This window comes from Streptomyces sp. NPDC053493 (genome assembly GCF_044544825.1).
Classification (GTDB): Bacteria; Actinomycetota; Actinomycetes; order Streptomycetales; family Streptomycetaceae; genus Streptomyces.
The window spans coordinates 50,080-72,061 of record NZ_JBITXS010000003.1 but is presented as its reverse complement, the minus strand read 5'-3'; the positions used below and the strand labels follow the sequence as shown (position 1 = coordinate 72,061).

Annotated in this window: 15 protein-coding genes; 6 read left to right on the top strand and 9 right to left on the bottom strand. The window is 74.5% G+C overall.

Going from position 1 to position 21,982, the window contains the following annotated elements:
• Window positions 1-109: 109 nt before the first annotated feature.
• A complete protein-coding gene (locus ACIGO8_RS10460; RefSeq protein ID WP_399727026.1) occupies window positions 110-2,281 on the bottom strand; it encodes a M4 family metallopeptidase in 2,172 nt (723 codons plus the stop codon).
• Between the two features lie 180 nt (window positions 2,282-2,461).
• Between ACIGO8_RS10460 and ACIGO8_RS10455 the strand changes: the two genes are divergently transcribed.
• Entirely contained in the window at window positions 2,462-5,182 is a 2,721-nt protein-coding gene (locus tag ACIGO8_RS10455; RefSeq protein ID WP_399727023.1) for a LuxR C-terminal-related transcriptional regulator, read from the top strand.
• Window positions 5,183-5,316: 134 nt separating this feature from the next.
• On the opposite strand, the gene ACIGO8_RS10450 is transcribed toward ACIGO8_RS10455, so the two are convergent.
• The 7 genes from ACIGO8_RS10450 to ACIGO8_RS10420 form a co-directional block, all read right to left on the bottom strand.
• Window positions 5,317-6,516, bottom strand: a complete 1,200-nt coding sequence (locus ACIGO8_RS10450) for a CaiB/BaiF CoA transferase family protein (RefSeq protein ID WP_399727020.1) — start codon at window positions 6,514-6,516, stop codon at window positions 5,317-5,319.
• Window positions 6,517-6,568: 52 nt separating this feature from the next.
• The gene (locus ACIGO8_RS10445) at window positions 6,569-8,461 is read right to left on the bottom strand and encodes a helix-turn-helix domain-containing protein (RefSeq protein ID WP_399727017.1); all 1,893 of its coding nucleotides are present in this window, start codon (window positions 8,459-8,461) and stop codon (window positions 6,569-6,571) included.
• 76 nt (window positions 8,462-8,537) lie between these two features.
• Window positions 8,538-9,365, bottom strand: a complete 828-nt coding sequence (locus ACIGO8_RS10440) for a 3-hydroxybutyrate dehydrogenase (RefSeq protein WP_399727014.1) — start codon at window positions 9,363-9,365, stop codon at window positions 8,538-8,540.
• Between the two features lie 55 nt (window positions 9,366-9,420).
• Window positions 9,421-9,903, bottom strand: a complete 483-nt coding sequence (locus ACIGO8_RS10435) for an NUDIX hydrolase (RefSeq protein ID WP_399727011.1) — start codon at window positions 9,901-9,903, stop codon at window positions 9,421-9,423.
• Between the two features lie 74 nt (window positions 9,904-9,977).
• Window positions 9,978-11,564: an apolipoprotein N-acyltransferase gene (lnt, locus tag ACIGO8_RS10430; protein WP_399727008.1), complete on the bottom strand. Its 1,587-nt coding sequence runs from the start codon at window positions 11,562-11,564 to the stop codon at window positions 9,978-9,980.
• A gap of 100 nt (window positions 11,565-11,664) precedes the next feature.
• Entirely contained in the window at window positions 11,665-12,222 is a 558-nt protein-coding gene (locus ACIGO8_RS10425) for a hypothetical protein (protein WP_399727005.1), read from the bottom strand.
• A gap of 59 nt (window positions 12,223-12,281) precedes the next feature.
• Window positions 12,282-13,067 carry a glutamate racemase gene (locus ACIGO8_RS10420; RefSeq protein ID WP_399727002.1) on the bottom strand — a complete coding sequence of 262 codons (786 nt, stop codon included), beginning with the start codon at window positions 13,065-13,067 and terminating at the stop codon, window positions 12,282-12,284.
• 58 nt (window positions 13,068-13,125) lie between these two features.
• Here ACIGO8_RS10420 and ACIGO8_RS10415 point away from each other — a divergent pair, with 58 nt between their 5' ends.
• The 5 genes from ACIGO8_RS10415 to ACIGO8_RS10395 all read left to right on the top strand — a co-directional run bounded on the left by ACIGO8_RS10415 (window position 13,126) and on the right by ACIGO8_RS10395 (window position 19,418).
• Window positions 13,126-14,319: a glycosyltransferase gene (locus tag ACIGO8_RS10415; RefSeq protein ID WP_399727000.1), complete on the top strand. Its 1,194-nt coding sequence runs from the start codon at window positions 13,126-13,128 to the stop codon at window positions 14,317-14,319.
• A 321-nt stretch (window positions 14,320-14,640) separates the two neighbouring features.
• The gene (locus ACIGO8_RS10410; protein ID WP_399726997.1) at window positions 14,641-15,195 is read left to right on the top strand and encodes a DUF6643 family protein; all 555 of its coding nucleotides are present in this window, start codon (window positions 14,641-14,643) and stop codon (window positions 15,193-15,195) included.
• A 37-nt stretch (window positions 15,196-15,232) separates the two neighbouring features.
• The gene (locus ACIGO8_RS10405) at window positions 15,233-16,066 is read left to right on the top strand and encodes an MOSC domain-containing protein (protein ID WP_399726994.1); all 834 of its coding nucleotides are present in this window, start codon (window positions 15,233-15,235) and stop codon (window positions 16,064-16,066) included.
• A 193-nt stretch (window positions 16,067-16,259) separates the two neighbouring features.
• Window positions 16,260-16,865 (top strand): hypothetical protein, encoded by a 606-nt coding sequence (locus ACIGO8_RS10400; protein ID WP_399726991.1) that lies wholly within the window; start codon window positions 16,260-16,262, stop codon window positions 16,863-16,865.
• Between the two features lie 120 nt (window positions 16,866-16,985).
• On the top strand, window positions 16,986-19,418 hold the full coding sequence (locus ACIGO8_RS10395; RefSeq protein WP_399726988.1) for a right-handed parallel beta-helix repeat-containing protein: 2,433 nt from the start codon (window positions 16,986-16,988) through the stop codon (window positions 19,416-19,418).
• Window positions 19,419-19,437: 19 nt separating this feature from the next.
• Here the strand turns inward: ACIGO8_RS10395 and ACIGO8_RS10390 are convergent, their stop codons facing one another.
• On the bottom strand, window positions 19,438-21,978 hold the full coding sequence (locus tag ACIGO8_RS10390; protein WP_399726985.1) for a hypothetical protein: 2,541 nt from the start codon (window positions 21,976-21,978) through the stop codon (window positions 19,438-19,440).
• Window positions 21,979-21,982: the final 4 nt, after the last annotated feature.

Sequence of the window (21,982 nt, the reverse complement as noted above, 5' to 3'; positions counted from 1 at the left end):
AACCCACGGAGTGAGAACCGGGCCGCCCCCGCGCATGCGGTGACTCCCGCGGCCGGAGAACCCGAGGAGGGGCTCCGGCCGCAGGAGCACCGGCGGTGACCGGGACCGGTCAGCCGATGGCGATCTGGTCGACCAGGAAGACGGTCGACAGGTAGGTGTCTTCGGTGCCGGCGAACTCCAGCTTCACCGTCCGGCCCTTGTAGGCGGACAGGTCGACGGTCTTCTGGACGTATCCGGAGCTCGCGTCGGCGTTGGAGTAGGTGGCCAGTGTGGTGCCGTCGACGTTGACCTTCAGGGTGTCGTAGGCGGTGGAACCGGACTCCTGGGTGGAGACCTTCAGCCAGAGGGTGAGCTGCGGGGTGCCGGTGGAGGGCACCGCCACGTTCGACTGGGAGAGGGACTCGACGGCGTCGGCGCCGTAGCCCATCATCCAGGCGTACCAGGACCCGTCGCGCGCGGCCTGCAGGGACGAGTTGGTGATGATGCTGTCGCTCTGGGTCCAGCCGCTGGTGCCCTGTTCGAAGCCGCCGTTGGTCAGCGCGTTCCCGCTGGGAGGCGTGGTCGGGGAGGGGGTCGGGGTGGACGGCGAGGGCGTGGGGGTGCCGGTGCCGGGGTCGGGCAGGGCGGTGCCGACGCTGACGGCTGCCCACGCCTTGGAGACGAGGTACCGCTCCTGGGAGTTGGTGCCGTACAGGTCGGCGGCGGCCTGGAGGGTGGCGGTGCGGGCGCCGGCGTAGCTGGTGGTGGAGGTCATGTAGGTGGACAGCGCCCGGTACCAGACCGCGGCGGCCTTGTCCTTGCCGATGCCCGCGAAGGTGTCGTTGTTGCAGGTGGTGCCGGTGTGCGAGCGTCCGCCGATGGTCTTCGCCCCGGTGCCCTCGGCCGCCAGGTAGAAGAAGTGGTTGCCGATGCCGGAGGAGAGATGCACGTCCGCCGAGCCGGCGCCGGAGTTCCAGCAGGACAGCGATCTGCCGTCGGCGGCCGGGCTGTCCATCCGGCGCATGTAGCCGCCCGACATGTTGAGCTTCTCACCGATGTAGTAGTCGCCCGGGTCGCCGGCGTTGCCGGCGGAGAACTCGACCATGGTGCCGAAGATGTCGCTGGTGGCCTCGTTGAGGCCGCCGGACTCGCCGGAGTAGGTGAGGTTGGCGGTGGCGGCGGTGACGCCGTGGCTCATCTCGTGGCCCGCCACGTCCAGCGCCGTGACCGGCGTGTTGCTGTTCTGCGAGGAGCCGTCGCCGAAGTACATGCAGAAGCAGTTGTCGTCGTAGAAGGCGTTGAGCAGCCCGGTGTCGACGTGCACGTACGCGGGGGCGCCGCGGCCGTCGTTGCGGATGCCGGAGCGGTTGAAGGAGTTCTTGTAGTAGTCCCAGGTTCTGGCCAGGCCGTAGGCGGCGTCCACGGCGGCGCTCTCGCGGCTGGAGCTGGTGCCGTTGCCCCAGGAGTTGGTGGTCCTGGAGAAGGCCCGGGCGTTCTGCCTCGGGTTCGACTGCGGGCTGTTGTAGGAGTCGTAGACGATCGTCCCGCCGTGCGCGGCGTCGGTGAGGGTGTAGCCGCTGCCGGTCTGGGTGGTCTCGAGGGAGACCTGGCCGACGGTGACGCCGTTGCCGGTGCCCGTGATGCTCTGGTGCAGCTCGTACTGGTCCAGCGCCGCGCCGCTAATCGCGTCGACGATCACCGCCTCGCGCGAGGCCGGGCCGGTCTCGCCCTCACCGGTGACGGTCGAGCGGTAGGCGAGGACGGGGATCTTGCCGACCGCGTACACCACCAGGGCGCTGTCCTTGCGTCCGGCCTTCGCGTGCTTCACGTGCTTGGCGTGCTTCACGGCCTTGGCCGAGGCGTCGGCCGCCGTCAGCTTCGGGGTGGTGCCGGCGATCCGGATCGCGCCCTGGTGCGCCAGGTCCGAGCCGGTGATCGCGCCGTCTTCGGCGAGGTGCACCACCAGGTCTCCGCCGATCACCGGCAGGCCCCTGTAGGTGCGGTCGTAGCGCACGTGCCGGGTGCCGTCGGTGTCGATCAGCACGTCCTTGGCCACCAGGCGCTCGTCGGGGCCCAAGCCGAGCTCGCGGGCGGTCGCGGCCGCGCTCCGGCCGGCCGTGCGTATCGCCTCGCCGCGCGCGTCGGCCGTCATCGCCCGGAATCCCGCGCCGGGTTGGGCGACGGAGGTGCCGGCGGCCGCGGTGGGCCGGGGAGCCGCGGTGGACTGGGTGGCCACCACGGTCACGGAGCCCAGGGCGAGGGCTGCCGCGACACCGGCTGCGAGGGCGTTCTTGCGGTTCATCGCAATCCTTCCGCCGGGCCTTGTCGGGGAAACGCCGCAGAACGTCATCTCACGTGCGGGGGGGCGTTCGGCGGCGGTTGGCCCGGCTGTGGCCATGAGGCTAGGGACGCGGGAGGCAGCCGACATCGGGGCGATCCCTTGACCTGGACCGGGGAGGCCCGGCGGGCGCACCATGGCCCGATGCCAGACTCTGCGATGGGGACCGCGTCCCACGAGGCCGGCCCCGTGCTGCCGGTGGTCCCGGAGGACGTCCACGGCACCCGCCGGATCGTCTTGTTCGGGCCGCCCGGAAGCGGCAAGACCACCGCGGCCGGTGTCTTGGGGCGACGGCTGGGCCTGCCCGTCCTGCGGCTGGCCCCGCAGCCGCCGGACGCCCGGGTTTCCTACGCCGGGCTGCTCGAACTCGCGTTGGCCCTCCAAGCACTGCCTGTCGCACGGGAGCTGACGGCGGCACTCGACGAGGCCGCCGGCCGGCCGAGCTCCCCGGACGATGCCGGTCCGGCCCTGCGGCTACGCCGGCAGACCGCCGCGCTGCTGCGGGAGGCACCGCCCATGACGCTGGTGGTGGACAACGCCCAGTGGCTGGACACGGCCAGCGCGACCGTCCTCGGCTGGGCGCTGCGCCTGACGCCGGACCTTCCCGTCATCGCGGCCGAGCGCACCTGGCGCCCGGAGGCCGGAGGCCACTGGTGCGGGGAGGACGCGTACCCGTTGCGTGTTCCGGCTTTGACGGCCGGCCAGGTCACGGCTCTGCTGTCGCCCTACCGACTGCCCCCTCTCGAGGTCGCGCGGATCCACGCGTGCAGCGGCGGGAATCCGGCCCTGGCCCTGGCGCTGGCCGACGCCTCGCGCCCGCTCCCGGACCGGGAGGGCGGAAGCGAGTGGGCCCTGCCGCCGACGGCCCGCCGGCTGGTGGGCGAATGGCTGGACCAGGTACCGGCCCAGGTACAGGAACTGCTGACGGCCGCCGCACTCGACGACCGGCCCGACCTCGAACTGCTCGGCCGCCTCGCCGGGCCGGCGGCCGAGGCCCTCCTCGCCCAGGCCGAGGCGGCGGGGCTGCTCGAGATCGGACGGGCGGACGGGAGCGTACGGTTCACCGCCTCCGCGATCGGCAGCGAACTCGTGGCCCGGCTGCCGGGCCACGCGCGCAGGCTCCTGCACGCCCGCCTGGCCGAGGCCGGCCACGACAGCGTCCGCCGCGACCGGCACACCGTGCTGGCGGCCGATGTCACCGACCCGCGGTCGGCCCGCCGCGCCGCCCGCGCCGCCGTACGCGCTCGGCAGCGCGGCGACCACGCGCTCGCGGCGGAGCTCTCCCTCCTCGCCGCCCAGCGCACCCCGCACGACGACGGTGACCTGCTCACCGAACGGGCCCTGACCGCCGTACACGACGCCGCCCACTACGGCGATCTCCTCCGCGGCCGGGCCGCCGCCCGCCTTGTCCTGGGCCACGACACCACCCCGGACCAGCGCGTCGACGCCCTCGTCGCCCTGATCGACGCGAGCGGCCAGCACCTGCACGGCGCGGATGAACTGTTCGCCGACGCACTCCACGCGGCGGCCGGGCGCCCCGACCTCACGGCCCGGCTCCTCATCCGCCAGTCCATCTGGGCCAACGTCAACGAGGGCGATCCCCACCGGGCGTGCGCCCTGGCCGGCCGGGCCACCGTCCTCGCCGAGACCGCCGGCGACACCACCACCGCCGTCATGGCCCTCACGATGCAGGCCCGCTTCCAACGCGTCCTCGGTCACCCCGAGACCGAGACCACGCTCAGCCGCGCCCTGTCCCTGCCACGCGCCGCCTCCATCCCGGTCAACGGCACACCCCAGCACCTCGCCGCGCGGCACGCCCTCTTCGACGACCGCCCCGAGGAGGCGCGTACCGCGCTGCTTCCTCTGCTCGTCGAAGCCGAGCGGGCGGGAGACGCCGAGGCGACCGTGGACATCCGGCGCAGCCTCGCCGAGGCCGAACTCCGCGCCGGACGGTGCGCCAGGGCGCTCGACCACGCCCACCGCGCCCAGGCGTTGACCGACAAGACCTCCCTGTCACCCGCTCCGGCGTGCTACACCTCCGCCCTCGTCGAGGGCGCCGCCCGTCGGACCGACCTCGCCCTCGTCCACGCACGCCGCGGAGTCGACACCGCCCGGCAGGAGGACAACAAGGTCTTCCTCTCCCGCAACCTCTTCGCCCTCGGCCACCTCCTCCTGGCCACCGGCCGCGTCAAGGAAGCCCTGGAGGCCCTGGAGGAGGTCCGCGCACTGGAGGAGCTCCAGCAGGTCCGCGACCCGTCCGTCCTGCGCTGGCATCCCGAACTCGCCGAGACCCTCGTCGCCCTCGGCCGCCTCGACCAGGCGCAGAGTCTGCTGGACGACACCCGCCGCACCGCGGTCGACCTCGGCAGGGACGCGGTCCTCCCTTCGCTGGAACGCGCCCGGGCGCTTCTGGACGCCGCCCGCGGCGACTACGACACCGCGGCCCGGCGCCTCACCGGCGCGGCCGAGCGCCTGCGCCACCTTCCCCTCGAACGGGGCCGGACCCTGCTGGCGCTCAGCCACACCGAACGACGCGGACGCCGACGCGCCAGCGCCCGCACCGCCGCGCAGAGCGCCGCCGACCTCTTCACCGCCCACCAAGCACATCCCTGGGCCGAGACCGCCGCGCACACCCTCAGCCGACTGGACGCCACCCCCACGAACAACAACGCCCACCCCCGCCTCACCTCCGCCGAACAGCGCTGCGCCGAACTCGCCGCCGCCGGCGCGAGCAACCGCGACATCGCCACCACCCTCACCGTCAGCGTCAAGACGGTCGAGGCGACCCTCACCCGCGTCTACCGCAAACTCGGCCTGCACTCCCGCTTCCAGCTCGCGCACACCGTCACCGCAGCACGCGAGTGACCCAGCCCGTACGGCTCCGGGATGGCCCCCTGGATTGCCAGTCGTGTCGGCGGATCTCCGCCTGCGCGATGCTCAGCATGCCGCCCATTCCTGCGTTCCGCTGTGCGGTTCTGGCCCCCGGGTGGGACGGAAGGTCACACGGCGTCGTCGGCGCGCATCGCCTCGATGTCGGCGGGGGTGTAGCCGAGTTCCGCGAGGACGCCGTCGGTATGTTCGCCGACGGCCGGGACGGCGTCCATGCGTGGGGTGGTGCCGGTCAGGTCGACGGGCGGGAGGAGGGCGGGGATCCGCGCGCCGCCGGGTATCGGGACGTCGCGCCAGCGGTCGCGGGCGTCGAGCACGGGGTGCGCCAGGAACTCCGTCATGTCGTTGACGCCCGCGTTGGCGATGCCCGCCTCGTCGAGGATCTTCGTCGCCGTGCCGCTGTCGAGGCGGGCGAAGCGCTCGGCGACCAGCGCGTCGAGGGCCTCGCGGTGGGCGACCCGGGCGGAGCCGGTGGCGAAGCGGGGGTCGTCGGCCAGCTCGGGAAGCTCGAGGAACCGCTCGCACAGGGCGACCCATTCACGCTCGTTCTGGATGGAGAACAGCACGTCCTTGCCGTCGGCGGCGGTGAACGCGCCGTACGGGGCGATGGTGGCGTGCCGGGTGCCGATGCGCGGCGGCTGGGTGCCGCCGTAGCGGGTGTAGTAGGCGGGCTGGTGCATCCACTCGGCGAGCGCCTCGAAGAGCGAGACCTCCACGGCCCGGGCGACGCCGGTGGTGGCGCGGGTGAACAGGGCGGTGAGGATGCCGCTGTAGAGGTACATGCCGGCGGCGATGTCCGCCACGGACACTCCCGCGCGGGCGGTGCCGTGCTCGTTGCCGGTGAGCGAGACCAGACCGGTCTGGCACTGCACCAGGAGGTCGTACGCCTTGCGGTCGGCCCAGGGTCCGCTCGTGCCGTACCCGGACAGGCCGGCCGCGATCAGCCGCGGGAAGCGCTCGGCCAGGGCCTCGGGCGCGAGGCCGAGGCGGGCGGCGGCGCCCGGGGCCAGGTTCTGCACGAAGACGTCGGCGCCGGCGAGCAGCCGCTCCAGGACCTCGCGGCCTGCGTCCGTCTTCAGGTCGAGGGTGACGGACTCCTTGGAGCGGTTGAGCCAGACGAAGTAGCTCGACTCGCCGTGCACGGTGGTGTCGTAGCGGCGCGCGAAGTCGCCCTCTCCCGGCCGCTCGACCTTGATCACCCTGGCTCCGAGGTCGGCGAGCTGGCGCGTGGCGAAGGGGGCCGCCACGGCCTGTTCGAGGCTGACGACGGTGATGCCGGAGAGCGGCAGGTCCGTCGGAAGACCGGTCATGGTGCGACCTCCTGGGGCTTGACCGGGCGTGCGGTACGGGGCGGGGCGCGAGTCAGCGTATGACGGCGTCCGCGAGGGCGTGCAGGCGGAGGGCCAGCTGGATCTCCAGGGCGCGGGCCGGGGACTGCCAGTCGGGGCCGAGCAGCCGGCCGATCCGCTCGACGCGCTGGGCCACGGTGTTCACGTGGACGTGGAGGTCGTCCTTGGTGCGGGCCGGGCTCATTCCGCTCGCGAAGTAGGCGTCCATGGTGCGCACCAGGTCGGTGCCCCGGCGCCGGTCGTAGGCGATGACCTGGCCGATGGTGCGCTCGACGAAGCCCTCGATGTCCCGGCTGTCGGCGAGGAGGAGGCCGAGGAAGCCGAGGTCCTCGGCGGCCGCGCCCTCGCCCTGCCGGTGCAGCAGGCGGAGCGCTTCCAGGCAGCGGCGTGCCTCCTCGTAGGCGGGTGCGACGCCTTCGGGCCGGGCGAGGGGCGCGGTGACGGGTGCGGAGGCGCCGACGGTGACCGGTTCGCGCAGGGCGCCGCCGAGGTGCTTCGCGGTCTGCCGGGCCAGTTCGGCGGCGCTCTCGCCGGGTCCGAGCGGCAGCAGCAGGACGGTGCCGCCGTCGCGGGTGGAGGCCAGGCCGTGCCGGGTGGCGGCCAGGTGGGAGGCGGCGGAGCGCAGCCGCTGCCGGTCCGCGCTCTCGCGGTCGCCCGCGTCGGTCGCGGCCCGTGCGCCCGCCCGGTCGACGCGGGCGGCGAGCACCACATGGGGTCCGTCGCTGTCGGCGCTCAGGCGGGCGGCGCGCTCGCGCAGCAGGCGCCGGTCCCGGTCGGGCGCGTCGAGCAGGTCGTCGAGGAGTTCGCCGCGCACCCGCTGCTCGGCCTCGCCGGCGGAGCGGCGGGCGAGCAGCAGCAGGGAGGTGACGAGCGCGGCCCGCTCCAGGGTGCGCAGGTCGACGGGGTCGAGGTCGGGCCGCTCGCGCAGGACGAGCGCGCCGAAGGTCTCGCCGCCGGCCGAGACGGCGGCGACCCAGTCGTCGCCGTCGCGGGTGGCGTGGCCGCCGCCGGAGGTCCCGGCGGGTCCGGGCGGCTCCTCGACGAACTCGACGGCGCCGCCGAGGACTTCGGACACGGCGGCGGCCACGTCGTGGACGCCGCCGCCGCGCAGGACGAGTTCGGTGAGCCGGTCGTGGACCTCGGAGGCCCGCTCGATGACGCCGCTGTGCTCGCGGATGATGTCGTTGGCCCGCTCCAGCTCGGCGAGGGCGGAGCGGGTCTCGGCGAGCAGGTTGGCGGTGTCGATGGCGACGGCGGCGTGGGCGGCGAACGAGCCGAGCAGGGCGACCTGCTCGCGTTCGAAGACCCGGGCCCGGCGGTCGGCGGCGAAGAGGACGCCGATGACCTGGCTGCCGAGGGTGAGCGGCACGCCGAGGATCGCGACCAGGCCCTCGTCGCCGACGGCGGTGTCGATGGTGCGGGTGTGCTGGAAGCGGCCGTCCTGGAAGTAGTCGTCGGTGACGTAGGGCCGGGCGGTCTGGGCGACGAGCCCGCCGAGTCCCTCTCCCATGCCGAGGCGCAGCTGCTGGAAGCGGGCCGACACGGAGCCCTCGGTGACCCGCATGTAGGTGTCGCCGCGGGCCGGGTCGTTGAGGCTGAGGTAGGCGACCTCGGTGCCGAGCAGGGACCGGGCGCGCTGCACGATGGCGCGCAGCACGTCGTCGAGGTCGCGCAGGCCCGCGAGGTCGTGGGCGGTCTCGAAGAGCGCGGAGAGCTCGGCCTCCCGCCGTCGCCGGCCCTCGAGCTCGGCGCGGACCCGGAGCGCGAGCTGCTTGGCCTGCTCCAGCTCGGCCAGCTCCTCGGGCCCCGCGCCGCTCGCGCGGGCGAGCAGCACGGGGCGGTCGTACGCCTCGGTCGCGGCGCCGCGGGCGAGGAGCTCCAGGTAGGCGGCCTGTTCGTGGGTCATGGTCACAGGGATACCTGTCGTTCGGGGGGTCGCACCACCCCTGTGGACAACCGCCTGTGGACAACGGTCGCGGCGCTCAGTGCGCCGTCCAGCCTCCGTCGAGGGTGAGCGAGGCGCCGGTGACGAAGGACGCGTGGGGCGTGCAGAGGTAGAGGACGGCCTCGGCGACCTCCTCCGGCTCGATCAGCCGCTTGAGCGCGGCGTCCTTCAGGAGGACGTCGGACAGGACCCGCTCGGCGGGGATGCCGTGGGCGGCGGCCTGGTCGGCGATCTGCCGTTCGACGAGCGGTGTGCGGACGTAGCCGGGGTTGACGCAGTTGGAGGTGACGCCGTGCGGGGCGCCTTCGAGGGCGGCGGTCTTGGACAGGCCCTCCAGGCCGTGCTTGGCGGCGACGTAGGCGGACTTGAAGGCGGAGGCGCGCAGCCCGTGGACGGAGGAGATGTTGACGATCCGGCCCCAGCCCCGTGCGTACATCTCCGGCAGCGCTCCTCGGATCAGCCGGAACGGGGCCTCCAGCATCACGGTGAGGACGGTGTGGAAGACGTCCGGCGGGAACTCCTCGATGGGGCGGACGAGCTGGAGTCCGGCGTTGTTCACGAGGATGTCGGCGCCCGCGGCGGCGCTCTCGGCCGCGTCGAGGTCGGTGAGGTCCAGCAGCCGCGCCTCGACCTGGCCGGGCAGTCCGCGGGCGGCCTCCGTCAGCGCGTCGAGTCCCTCGGCGGCCCGGTCGACGGCTGTGACGGCCGCCCCGGCGGCGGCGAGCCGCAGCGCGCAGGCGCGGCCGATGCCGCCGGCCGCGCCGGTGACGAGCGCGGTGCGGCCGGTGAGGTCGAGGGCGACGGACCCGGGCCAGGGCGCGGGGGCCTGGGCCGGGGCGGGTCCTGATGTGGTGGGGGCGCTCATGCTCCGCACCTTATGAAGCGCCCCATCCCCGACCGATGTGCGCCGGGCACACAGTTCAGCCCAGGGGCGTGGTGTCGAACCATGTGGGTTCGTCGGTGAGGGCCTGCTGGATCCGGAAGTGCGAGAAGCGCTTCATCTCGGGCAGCTCGTCGAGCGCGAACCAGCCGACGTCGGTCGACTCGTCGTCGTTGACCCGGGCCTCGCCGCCGACGGCCCGGCAGCGGAAGGACACGTCCATGAACTGGCACCGGTCGCCGTTGGGATAGACGACCGGCTTGCGCAGCGTCTGCACGAGCACGACCCGCTCCACCTCGCAGCGCACGCCCGTCTCCTCGTACACCTCGCGCACCGCGCAGGCGGCCGGCTGCTCGCCGGGCTCGACGATGCCGCCGACGATGGACCACATCCCGTTGTCCACGCGGCGGCCGAGCAGCACGCGGCCCTGGTCGTCGAAGACGACGGCGGAGACGCCAGGCAGGAACAGCAGCTGGTGGCCGGCGGAGGCGCGAAGGTCGCGGATGAAGTCAGGGGTGCCCATGCCTCGACCCTAAATGATCATTCCGGTCGCCCGGCCCCGGCCCGGCCGCCCCCGGCCAGGCCGCCCTGCGGGGCTCAGGCCGTGCGCGCCCTGCGGGCCCGTACGGAGCGGGCGGCGGCCCAGCCGAGGCCGGCCACCGCGACGGCGACGAGCAGCGCCTCGGGCAGGGTGCCCATCCGGGTGGCCGGCGTCAGCGAGGAGCGCAGCGGCACCTTCTCGACCAGGACGTCCGGGGTGAACAGCCGGGTCTCCGCCACGATCTCGCCGTCCGGCCGGATGACCGCGCTGACGCCGCTGGTGACCGGCACGACCACGCTGCGGCTGTGCTCCACGGCCCGCACCCGGGACATGGCGAGCTGCTGGTAGGTCATCTCGCTGCGGCCGAAGGTGGCGTTGTTGCTGGGCACGGTGATCAGCTGGGCGCCGTGCGTGACGGTGTCCCGCACCGCCCAGTCGAAGGCCGCCTCGTAGCAGGTGGCCAGGCCCACCTTGGTCCCGGCGAGGTCGAAGACGCCGACCTCGTGTCCGGGGCCGAAGTCGCGGCGGACCCGGTCGACGTCGCTGTTGAAGATCCGCACGAAGGACCGCATCGGGATGTACTCGCCGAACGGCTGCACGTGCCGCTTGTCGTACTCGGCGACCGGGCCGCGCCGCGGGTCCCACTGGATGAGGGTGTTGCGCAGCTTGCCGGTCTCGGGGGCGATGACGGCGCCGATGACGGTGGGCGCGTTCACCTCCCGTACGGCCTCGTCGATGACCTCGTAGGCGTCCGGATTGGCGTACGGGTCGATGTCGGAGGAGTTCTCCGGCCAGAGCACGAAGTCGGGCTGCGGCGCGCGGCCGGCCTTCACGTCGGCGGCCAGCTCCTTGGTGCGGTTGGCGTGGTTGTCGAGGACCGCGCGGCGCTGGGAGTTGAAGTCCAGGCCGAGGCGCGGGACGTTGCCCTGCACGGCGGCGACCGTGGCCGTGCCGTCCTGCGCCGCGTCCGAGACGAGCGGCAGCGCGGACAGCGCGCCGGCGACGGGAACGAGGACACTGAGGCCGGCGGCGAGCAGCGGGCCGCGGGCGCGACCGCGGCGGCGGACCTGGCGCACCAGCTCGAAGAGGCCGAAGCCGCACAGGGCGACGGCGAAGCCGACCACCGGCGTGCCGCCGACGGCGGCCAGCGGCAGGAAGACGCCGTCCGCCTGGCCGAAGGCGATCTTGCCCCACGGGAAACCGCCGAAGGGCACGCGCGCGCGTGCCGCCTCGCCGAGGACCCACACCGCGGCGACGAAGACCGGCCACGCGGGAAGCCGGGAGACGGCGGCGACGCCGAGGCCGACGGCCGCGACGAACAGCGCCTCGACGGCGGCCAGCGCCAGCCACGGCACCGGACCGACCTCTTCGCCGGTCCACACCAGCAGCGGCAGCAGGAACCCGAGTCCGGCCAGATAGCCGAGTCCGAACCCGGCCCGCAGGCGCCGGCCGCTCAGCGTCCAGCCGAGCAGGGCGAAGGCGGGCAGCGCGAGCCACCACAGGGGCCGGGGCGGGAAGCTCAGGAAGAGCAGCAGCCCGGACAGCGCGGCGGCGGCGGGCCGCAGCAGCCACCGCAGCCCAGGGGCCCGCGCGGGGGCGGGGGCGGACTCGGGCACGTCGGCGGGGGCGATGGTGGTGCTCACCTGCCGGAGTCTACGGCCCTCTTCCGGGCGGACGGCGTCCCGGCCCGTGCGGGTCCGGGGCCGCCGGCCCGCGCGGGTCACGGGGCGGGACCGGGCCCGGTCAGGCGCTCGTCGCGGCCGGCGGGGTGGCTCGTCGCAGCAGGGTGCGGATGGCCTGGACGGCGGATTCGGCGTCGTCCACCGTCACCGTGAAGGTCCGTCCGTCTCCTAGCCACAGCACCAGGCCCTCGCCGCGCCGCACCACGACCGCCGTGCCCTTCTCGGGCCTCCAGCGGTAGCCCCAGCCGCCCCACTGGCGGGGCGTGACGGACGGCGCGAAGTGGGCGTCGACGACATGGGCGAGCGGGATGCGGCGGCGCGGGACGCCGATGTGGCCGCAGCGCACCTCCATGCCGCGGTCGTCGACCCGGACCGCGACATGGACGAAGGCGAGCGTGCCGAACAGCACGAGGAGGCCGGCGGCCAGGCAGCCGATCACGGCCATGAGGAGCGGGGCGATGCCGGAGGTCCACGGCGACTTGACGGCGAGCGCGACGCCGAGGGCCATGCAGGCGACCCCGCCGACGGCCGGCAGCCATTGCAGCCGGTTGGTGGCCCGACCGGTCCAGACCGGTGGGACGGGTCCCTCGGGACCCTGGTTCGGGGAGTGGTCCCTCATGGTGACAGCCTACGCACGTTCCGCGATGTCGGCGCCTCGGCGGAGTCGTCCGGTGACGCTCAGTGCGCCGGGGCCGTCGCGGCGAGGTCGCGGCCCTCGGCGTAGCCGAGCGCGGCCTGCGGGAGCGGGCCCGGGCGGCCGCTGAGCAGCACGGTCAGGGAGCCGGTGGGGGCCGCGTCCGGGGCGGGTTCGGCGCCGATGCGCCGCAGCGCCTGAGCCGCGACTGCCCCGGCGGAGCCGTGCAAAACGACCGGCGGGTGGTCGGTGCGCCGCAGCGCCGACCGGATGAGTCCGGCGACGAGCTCGTAGTGGGTGCAGCCGAGGACGACGGCCCGGACGTCCGGCGGCGTGAGCGCGGCGGCGGCGTCCACGGCGTGCCGTACGGCCTCGGCGTCGTCGTGCTCGACGGCGTCGGCGAGACCCGGGCACGGCACCTCGGTGACCTCGGCGCCGTCGGCGAAGTCGCGGATGAGTCCACGCTGGTACGGGCTGCCGGTGGTGGCGGGCGTGGCCCAGATGGCGACCTTGCCGCCGCCGACGGCCGCGGGCTTGATCGCGGGCACGGTGCCGATGACCGGGATGCGGGGCTCCAGCTCGGCGCGCAGCGCCGGCAGGGCGTGGACGGTGGCCGTGTTGCAGCCGACGATCAGGGCGTCGGGCTGGTGCGCGGCGGCGGCCCGGGCGACGGCGAGGGCACGCTCGGTGAGGTCCTCGGGAGTGCGCGGGCCCCAGGGCATGCCGTCGGGGTCGCTGGAGAGCACCAGGTCCGCGTCCGGCCGCATGCGGCGGACGGCGGTCGCGGCGGGCAGCAGGCCGATTCCGGAGTCCATGAGGGCGATCTTCACCCGGTCACCCTAGCCGACGGCCCTTGCTTCCCCGCCGATCTGGGGCAGACTGCGGCGAATGAGCCCTCTTGCCTGGATCGCGATCGGTTCTCTGGCCGTATGGGGATGGCTGCTCCTGGGTCAGGGGTTCTTCTGGCGCACGGACCAGCGGCTGCCGGCGCCCGTGGACGCCCCCGAGCGGTGGCCGGCGGTCGTGGTGGTGGTTCCGGCGCGGGACGAGGCCGAGGTGCTGCCGCTGAGCCTGCCGTCGCTGCTGGCCCAGGACTATCCGGGTCCGGCGGAGGTGATCCTGGTGGACGACGGGAGCGCTGACGGCACCGGACGCCTCGCCGAGGAGCTGGCGCTCCGGCACGGCGGGCTGGCGCTGACGGTGGTGTCGCCGGGCGAGCCCGCGCCCGGCTGGACGGGCAAGCTGTGGGCGCTGCGGCACGGAATGGCGCTGGCACGCGCGCGGGGACCCGAATTCCTGCTCCTGACGGACGCGGACATCGCCCATGAGCCGGACAGCCTGCGGCTGCTGGTCGCCGCGGCGACGGGCCACCGGCTCGATCTGGTGTCGCAGATGGCGCGGCTGCGGGTGGCGACCGGCTGGGAGCGGCTGATCGTGCCGGCGTTCGTCTACTTCTTCTGCCAGCTGTATCCCTTCCGCTGGATCAACCGGCCGCGCCCGCTGGCGACGGCGGCGGCCGGCGGATGCGTGCTGCTGCGGACGGAGACGGCGGAGCGCGCCGGGGTGCCGGAGGTGATCCGGCAGGCGGTGATCGACGACGTCTCGCTGGCCCGGGCGGTGCGGCGGGCCGGCGGCCGGGTCTGGCTGGGGCTGGCCGACCGGGTCGACAGCATCCGTCCGTATCCGGGCCTGGGTGATCTGTGGCGGATGGTGTCGCGGAGCGCGTACGCGCAGCTGCGGCACAACCCGCTGGTCCTGGCGGGCACGGTCGCGGGCCTGGCGCTGGTCTATCTGGCACCGCCCGCGACGCTGACGGCCGGTCTCGCCACCGGGGACCGGGCGGCGGCCTGGGCCGGCGGGCTCGCCTGGGCGGTGATGGCGGGCACGTATCTGCCGATGCTCCGTTACTACCGCCAGCCGTCCTGGCTCGCTCCGCTGCTGCCCTTCACCGCTCTGCTCTATCTGCTGATGACGGTGGACTCGGCGGTGCAGCACCACCGGGGCCGGGGAGCGGCGTGGAAGGGCCGGACGTACGCGCGGCCGCGGCCCGCGTCCGAAGCGCCGGGCCCGGCGGAGCGTTGAGCCGCCGTCAGTTCGTGACCGGCGGGCGAATTTCTCCGGACGGCGGGGCAATTCCGGCCCGGCGGTGAATGAACATCTCCCCCGTCGTGGTGACAGCGGCGTCAAGATTCCTTTACACGGCGTTGAGACCGGGCATGCCGGGCACTCGACCGGACTCGCGGGTAACCCCTCCCGATCTCGGTGTTTTCAAGATCGCTGACCTGCGGCGCGACCGTTTTTGTCAGGTTCGCTCACATTGCCGGTCAGCGGTCTCAACGAACCCGTCAAACAACCCTCTTATCGGGCTCCCCATAGAGCACATCGTGGGCTTAACTTATGGCCATGACCTCCCCGCGCTCCACCTACGGAGGCGGTTACTACACCGCGCCGTCGTTCCCCGACACCCCCATCTACGACTCCCTCGTCGCAGAGCGGGGCACGCCTCAGATCGCCCCGATCCGAGTGCCCTCCGCGTACGACTCCGGCAGCGGCTTCTCCGGAAGCAGCAGCTACCTGCCGGCGCTGCCCGCGGCCCTGCCCGCCCTCCCGGCGGCGCCCTCTCCCCAGCCCGCCCCCGCCTACGGCGCCACCGGCGGCTACGGCTACCCGCAGCCCGCGCCCCAGCCGGCTCCCCTCGCGCACATGGCCCCGGCCGCCCACATGGCCCCGGCCGCGCAGATGGCTCCCGTGCCGCTGCAGCAGGCACCCACGCCGTACATCCCGCAGCAGCCCGCCGCCCCGCGCGGCTACCCGGCCCCGCAGGCGCCGCAGCCGCCGCGCCCCATGGCCACCGGGTACGAGGCGATGCGCCCGGCGGCCCCGCGACCCGCCCCGGCGCCCACGCCCGCGCCGTACGACGACCCGTACAACCGCCCCTATCAGGGCCGGGGGTACTGACCTTCGGCACCGGCGGAGCGACTGGCAGGATGAGGACATGCCGATTCCTGTCTTGCACTCCGTCCATGTCCATCCGGTCAAGGCACTGCGCGGGTTCGCACCCGCCGAGGCGGAGGTCCAGCCATGGGGACTGGCCGGTGACCGCCGCTGGGCCGTCGTGGACACCGCGGGCAAGGTCGTGACCCAACGCCAGCACGCACGGCTGGCGTTGGCGTCGGCCGCGCCGCTGCCGGACGGCGGCGTCACGCTGACCGCGCCCGGCCGCGAGCCGCTGACGGTGGAGGTACCGCGGCTTTCCGCCCCGGACGGCACGATCCCGGTGGACGTCTTCGGCGCCGTGGTGCAGTCGGTGCCCGCGGGCACCGCCGCGGACGCCTGGTTCACCGCGTACCTGGACAGCCAGGTGCGGTTCGTCCACATGGACGACCCGGCCCGTCGCCGCCCCGTCGACCCGGACTACGCGCTGCCCGGCGAGACGGTCAGCTTCGCCGACGGCTATCCGCTGCTCCTCACCACCACCTCCTCCCTGGACGCCCTCAACTCCCTCATCGCCCAGGGCGATCACGCGGACGAGGGCCCGCTGCCCATGAACCGCTTCCGGCCGAACGTGGTCGTCGAGGGCACCGCGCCGTGGGCCGAGGACGACTGGCGGCGGCTGTCCATCGGCGACGTCGCCTTCCGGGTCGCCAGGACCTGCGGCCGCTGCGTGGTCACCACCACCGACCAGCTGTCCGGCGAGCGCGGCAAGGAGCCGCTGCGTACCCTGGCCCGGCACCGCAAGCAGGACAGCCGGCTGATCTTCGGCCAGAACCTGGTGCCCGAGCACCCGGGCGTCATCCGGGTCGGCGACCCGGTCAAGATCCTCGACTGACGTCCTCGGCGCCTGCCTCCTCGCCGCGCGACTCCTGCCGGCACCCGCCTCGGGCTTCGCTCCGGGAGGGTGCGAAGTTGTCCGGAATTGCTCCCGACAGGCGAGGAACCCTCCCCCGGGGCACACTCGTTGGAAGAGCGGCAACGCCGAAAGGCCCGTTCCGGGCCGTCGACGAGACGAGGGGGTGCGGAGCGTGCGCGCAGCCATCGGGCTCTGGCGCTGGCGGCACAATCCCCTGCGCCGGACCACGGATCTGATCGAGGCGTGGGTGGCCCTCACCGCCGCCGTGCTGCTGTGTGTCGTCGTGCCGCTGGCCGGCTGGGCCGCGGGCGTCTCCGCGAACACCTCGCTGCAGCAGGCGGTGCGGATCCAGCAGCAGGAGCGGGCCCCGACCGTCGCCCGGGTGGTGCGGGCCGCCGACGGGGCCGGCGGTGAGCGGGCCGCGGAGCTGGCCGGCGAGCAGCGGCTCAGACCCGCCGTCGTGGCCGACTGGACCGCGCCCGACGGCTCCCGGCGGAGCGGGACGGTGACCACCACCCGTGACCAGGCGCGCCCCGGTGACGTCTTCCCGCTGTGGACCGACCGGTCCGGGCGGGCCGTGAGCCCGCCGATGCACCCCGACACCGCCCGGGCGCACGCCCTGATCGCCGGGCTCACCGTGGCGCTGCTGCTCGCCTTCATGGTGGAGACCGCCCGGCGGACCGTCGTGCACCGGCTGATGCGGCGGCGCTACGCCCGGCTCGACCGGGCCTGGGCGCAGGCCGGTCCGGACTGGGGCCGTACGGGCAAGGGCAGCTGAGCACGGAGCGGGTGGCAGCCCGGCCGACCCGTGAACCGGGCGCCGCCGCGCGCGCTACGGTGGGGCATCGGATCTCGGATCCAGCGGCGTCGGCGTACGAGGCGGGGGCAGAGCACACCCATGGCACAGGGCACGGTCCAGGTGACGCACACCGGCACGTCGCGGTGGCGGCGCCGCACGGGCGAGTACGCCTCCCTCGCCGCCGCCCTGGAGGCCGCGGGCGACGGGGACGTCCTCACCGTGGCCCCCGGCACCTACCGGGAGAACCTCGTCGTCCAGCGGGCCGTCACCCTGCGCGGTGGCGACGGGGCCGTCGGCTCGGTGCGGATCGCGCCCGCCGACGGCGTGCCGCTGACCGTACGGGCCTCGGCCACGCTCCAGGACCTGCACATCGAGGGCCAGGACTCGGCGGCCCCGGCGCTGCTGGTGGAGGACGGCACACCCGAGCTGCTCGACCTGCGGATCGTGACCCGCTCGGCGGCCGGCGTGGAGGTGCGCGGCGCGGCCCGGCCGACGGTGCGCCGCTGCACGGTCGACAACCCGGCCGGCGTCGGGATCGCCGTACTCGACGGCGCGGGCGGAGTGTTCGAGGAGTGCGAGATCGTCTCGGCCGGCCAGTCGGGGATCTCGGTGCGCGGCGGCGCCCATCCCCGTCTGGAGCGCTGCCGGGTGCACCACGCCTCCGGCGCCGGGATCACCGTCAACGGCGAGGGCAGCGGCCTGGAGGGCCTCGGCTGCGAGGTGTACGAGATCAAGGGCACCGGCCTGCAGATCGCGGCGCGCGCGAGCGCGCACCTGAGCGACTCGACGGTGCACCGGACCTCCGCCGACGGCATCACGCTGGACACGGACGCGGTGCTCACGCTGTCCGACTGCGACATCCACGACATCCCCGAGAACGCGGTCGACCTGCGTTCCCGCTCGGTCCTCACGCTCACCCGCTCGACGGTGCGGCGGTTCGGGCGCAACGGCCTGTCCGTGTGGGACCCGGGCACCCGGGTGGACGCCAACCAGTGCGAGATCCACGACAGCACCGGCGACTATCCGGCCGTCTGGGTGAGCGACGGGGCGACCGCGGTGCTGGACTCCTGCCGGGTGCACGACGTGCCCGACGCCCTGTTCGTCCTCGACCGGGGTTCGCGCGCCGACGTCGTCGACAGCGATCTGTCGCAGGTGCGCAACACGGCCGTGTCGGTGAGCGACGGCGCGACGGCGCAGCTGGACGACTGCCGGATCCGGGAGGCGTCCACGGGCGCCTGGTTCCGCGACCACGGCAGCGGCGGCACCCTCGCCGGCTGCACCATCGACACCGTGCAGACCGGTGTCATCGTCACCAAGGGCGCCGATCCGACGATCGAGCGGTGCACGGTCAGTTCGCCCGCGGAGGCGGGATTCTACGTGTCGGCGGAGGGCCGCGGTTCGTTCCTCGGCTGCCGGGTGACGGGCAGCGGCGGCTACGGCTTCCATGTGATGGACGGCTGCCGGACGACGCTGCGCTCGTGCCGTACGGAGCGGTGCGCGCGCGGTGGTTACGAGTTCCCCGACGAAGGTCCGGTCGTCGAGGACTGCACCGGCGACGAGAGCCAGCTGCGCGCCTCGGCAGTGCGGGAGGCCGGCGGGCCGGGCACGGCCGTCCAGCCGGGCGGGCTGCTGCTCGGCGCGGTGCCGGCGCCGCGCGCCTCCGTCGCGGCGCCGTCCGTGGCCCCGGCGGCAGTCCCGGCCCCCGAGCCCGCGCCGGCGGTGCGCTCCTCACGGGAGGTGCTCGCCGAACTGGACGCGCTGGTGGGCCTGGAGAGCGTCAAGCACGAGGTACGGACGCTCACCAACATGATCGAGGTGGGCCGGCGGCGCCAGGAGGCCGGTCTCAAGGTCGTCTCGGCCCGCCGCCATCTCGTCTTCACCGGCAGCCCGGGCACGGGCAAGACCACGGTGGCCCGGCTGTACGGCGAGATCCTGGCCTCGCTCGGTGTGCTGGAGCGAGGTCATCTGGTGGAGGTGTCGCGGGTCGACCTGGTGGGCGAGCACATCGGCTCGACCGCCATCCGCACCCAGGAGGCCTTCGACCGGGCGCGCGGCGGTGTCCTGTTCGTGGACGAGGCCTATGCGCTGTCCCCGGAGGACTCGGGGCGGGACTTCGGCCGGGAGGCGATCGACACCCTGGTGAAGCTGATGGAGGACCACCGGGACGCGGTCGTCGTGATCGTCGCCGGATACACCGCGGAGATGGAGCGCTTCCTGACCGTCAACCCGGGCGTGGCCTCGCGCTTCTCACGCACCATCACCTTCTCCGACTACGTGCCCGAGGAACTGCTGCGGATCGTGGAGCAGCAGGCCGAGGAGCACGAGTACCGGCTGGCCTCGGGCGCGGGCGAGGCGCTGGTGAAGTACTTCACGGCCTTGCCGAAGGGCCCGACCTTCGGCAACGGCCGGACGGCGCGGCAGACGTTCGAGTCGATGGTGGAGCGGCACGCGGGCCGGGTCGCCGCGCTCGCCGAGCCGAGCACGGACGACCTGACCCTGCTCTATCCGGAGGACCTGCCCGAACTGCCGTGAATTTCGGGCTGCCCTGAATTCAGGGGCTGCCCTGAGCCTCCGGGCTCTGCTGTACGTGGGTGCTCCCCTGCGCCTCGGACAGCTCCTGGGCCTCCGAACTCCCCTGGATCTGCGGGTCGGTGACGCGCTGGCGCGGCAGCGCGGGCGGCAGCCGGTCGAGCAGCGCGGCGCGCGCGAGGTCGAAGGCCGGGTCGGCCTGGTAGTCGGAGTGGCCCAGGATCGGTTCGGGCAGCGGGTGGACGCGGGTGCGTCCGTACGCGACGGGGTCGAGCAGCTCGGGCCGGTCGACGGCCGGCCGACCGCCCTCGGCCGGGACGCGGACGGGTCCGCCGATGGGATCGGTGGCCCGGAAGAGGTTGCTCCAGCAGTGCACCGTGCGGTGCAGGCCGCGCAGCGACTCGGGGCCGAAGTAGGCCGGGAACCAGCGCCCGTAGAGGCGTTCGAGCGGCGAGCCGTAGGTGAGGAGCGCGACCCGGCGGCGGGTGGCGGGCGGCAGCTGCCAGACCGCGGCGGCGGCCAGGACGCTGCCCTGGGAGTGACCGGAGATGACAAGTCGGCCGCCGGTCTGCCGGGTCCAGGAGCTCATCCGCCAGGTGAGGTCGGGCACCGCCCGTTCGGCGTAGCAGGGCGGGGCGAACGGGTGGGCGGCGCGCGGCCAGAAGGTGCCGACGTCCCACAGGATGCCGATGGTGCGGCGGGCGGAGCGGTCCTTGTAGGCGCGGCGGCCCCAGGTGACGAAGAGCAGGAAGCCGAAGCCGATCATCCACGAGCCGAGGGCCTGGCAGGCGGTGGCGGCCGAGGCGATCGCGGGATGGGCGCCGTCGAAGGCCCGGCCGGGCACGTTTCCGCTGGCCCAGGCCCCGGCGACGGAGGCGGCGCCGAGCAGCAGGGTGGCGCCGGAGACGACGCCGACGAGGACGGGCGCGGAGTCGGTGAGCGCGGCCCTGGACCGTACCGCCGCGATCTGGTCGGTGCGCAGCCGGTCGGGGTCGTCGGCCTCGTATGCGGCGTTCACGACGGGGCGGAGCCGGCGGGCGGCGAGGACGGTACGCGCGCCGAGCAGCGCGGCGGGCACGAGGAGCAGCAGGAGCAGGACCGGGATGACGGAGGCCTGCCAGCTGAGCAGCACGGGAGGGCCGGTGATCAGCCCGTCGCCGGCGCCGGGTGTGCCGGGGCCGTCGAGCCAGTCGGCGACCCGCTGGGCGACGCCGCCGGACATCACGCCGCCGAGGGCACAGGCCAGCATGGCGACGGCGGGGCCGCCGAGCCCGTACAGGGCGGTGCGCGGGTCGCGCCGTGGACGGTGCAGGAGCAGGGCGACCGCGCCGAGGGCGACGACGAGGCCGCCCTGGGCGAGGGTGAGGCTGCCGAAGAAGGCGTCACCGGGCAGGGTGCCGGCGGAGACCCAGGCGGGGCGCGACCAGGCGGTGTGGACGGCGGTGAGCGCGAGCAGCAGCAGGGCGGTGGCGGGCAGCCAGGAGACCAGGGCGCGTTCGATGCGCAGGTCGAGGCGGTGCTCGCTGCGGCCGCGGCGGCAGACGACCCACAGCACGAGGGCCGCGAGGAGCAGGATGCCGGCCTGGAGGGCCCGGCCGAGGATCTCGTACGCGGAGCCGTGGGCGGCCCGGTGGTCGTGCCGGGCCACCGCTCCGGCGAGGGCGGCGGCGACGGTGAGGAAACCGGCCGCGGTGTGCGCGGCGCGCAGCCGGGCGACGAGCCGGCGGCCGTACCAGAAGCCGGGCCGGCCGAGGGCGGGGCGCAGTTCGGCCGGGGTCGCCGCGGTCGGGCTCGCCGCGTCGGCGGCCTCGGTGTCCGTGGTCCCGGTGTCCGTGGCCTCGGTGTCCGTGCTCTCGGTGTCCGTGGCCTGCGCGTCCGCCGTCCCGGTGTCGGCCGTCCCGGCGTCCGCCGTCCGGGTGTCCGTGTCGTAGCCGGTGGGCGGGCGCTGTGCCTCGTAGGCGCTCCAGGTGCGGTTGGACAGGTACCAGAGGAGGCCGACCAGCGCCGTGGGGACGAGCGCGGCGAGCGCGAGCCGGCGGCCCGGCTGGGCCCACCAGCCGCCGCGCTCGGCGGACAGGAAGCCCAGCCAGGACCGCTGCCCGGCGCAGGCGCCGGAGCCGGCGCACTGCCAGGCCGTCAGGTCGAGGGCGACCTCGCAGGCCGCGGCGGTGAGCAGCACGGTGAGGGTGAGGGCGACGAGCCGGACGAGGACGCCGTAGAGCCGTACGAGACCGGCCCGGCCCTCGGTCGGCGGGCGCATCCAGTGGGCGAGATTGGCGACCATGAACGGCAGGAGCAGCAGCCACAGGGCGCGGGTGCCGTTGCCGGAGGTGAGGTTGGACCAGCAGTACGCCTCGGGGACGGGGCGCTCGGCGTACCGCTCGGGGTGCTCCTCGGCGTCGACGTCGTCCCTGCGGCGGTGCACCGCCGCGGTCCCGTCGCCGGTGATCCGCACCGTGCGCGGGTCGTCGAGCATGTCGGCCGCGGTGGCACCGCCCACGCCGTGGACGAGGAGTTCGAGCGCCGCGCCTCCGCTCCGCGGGCCGGGTGTGGCAGGGGACACTTCG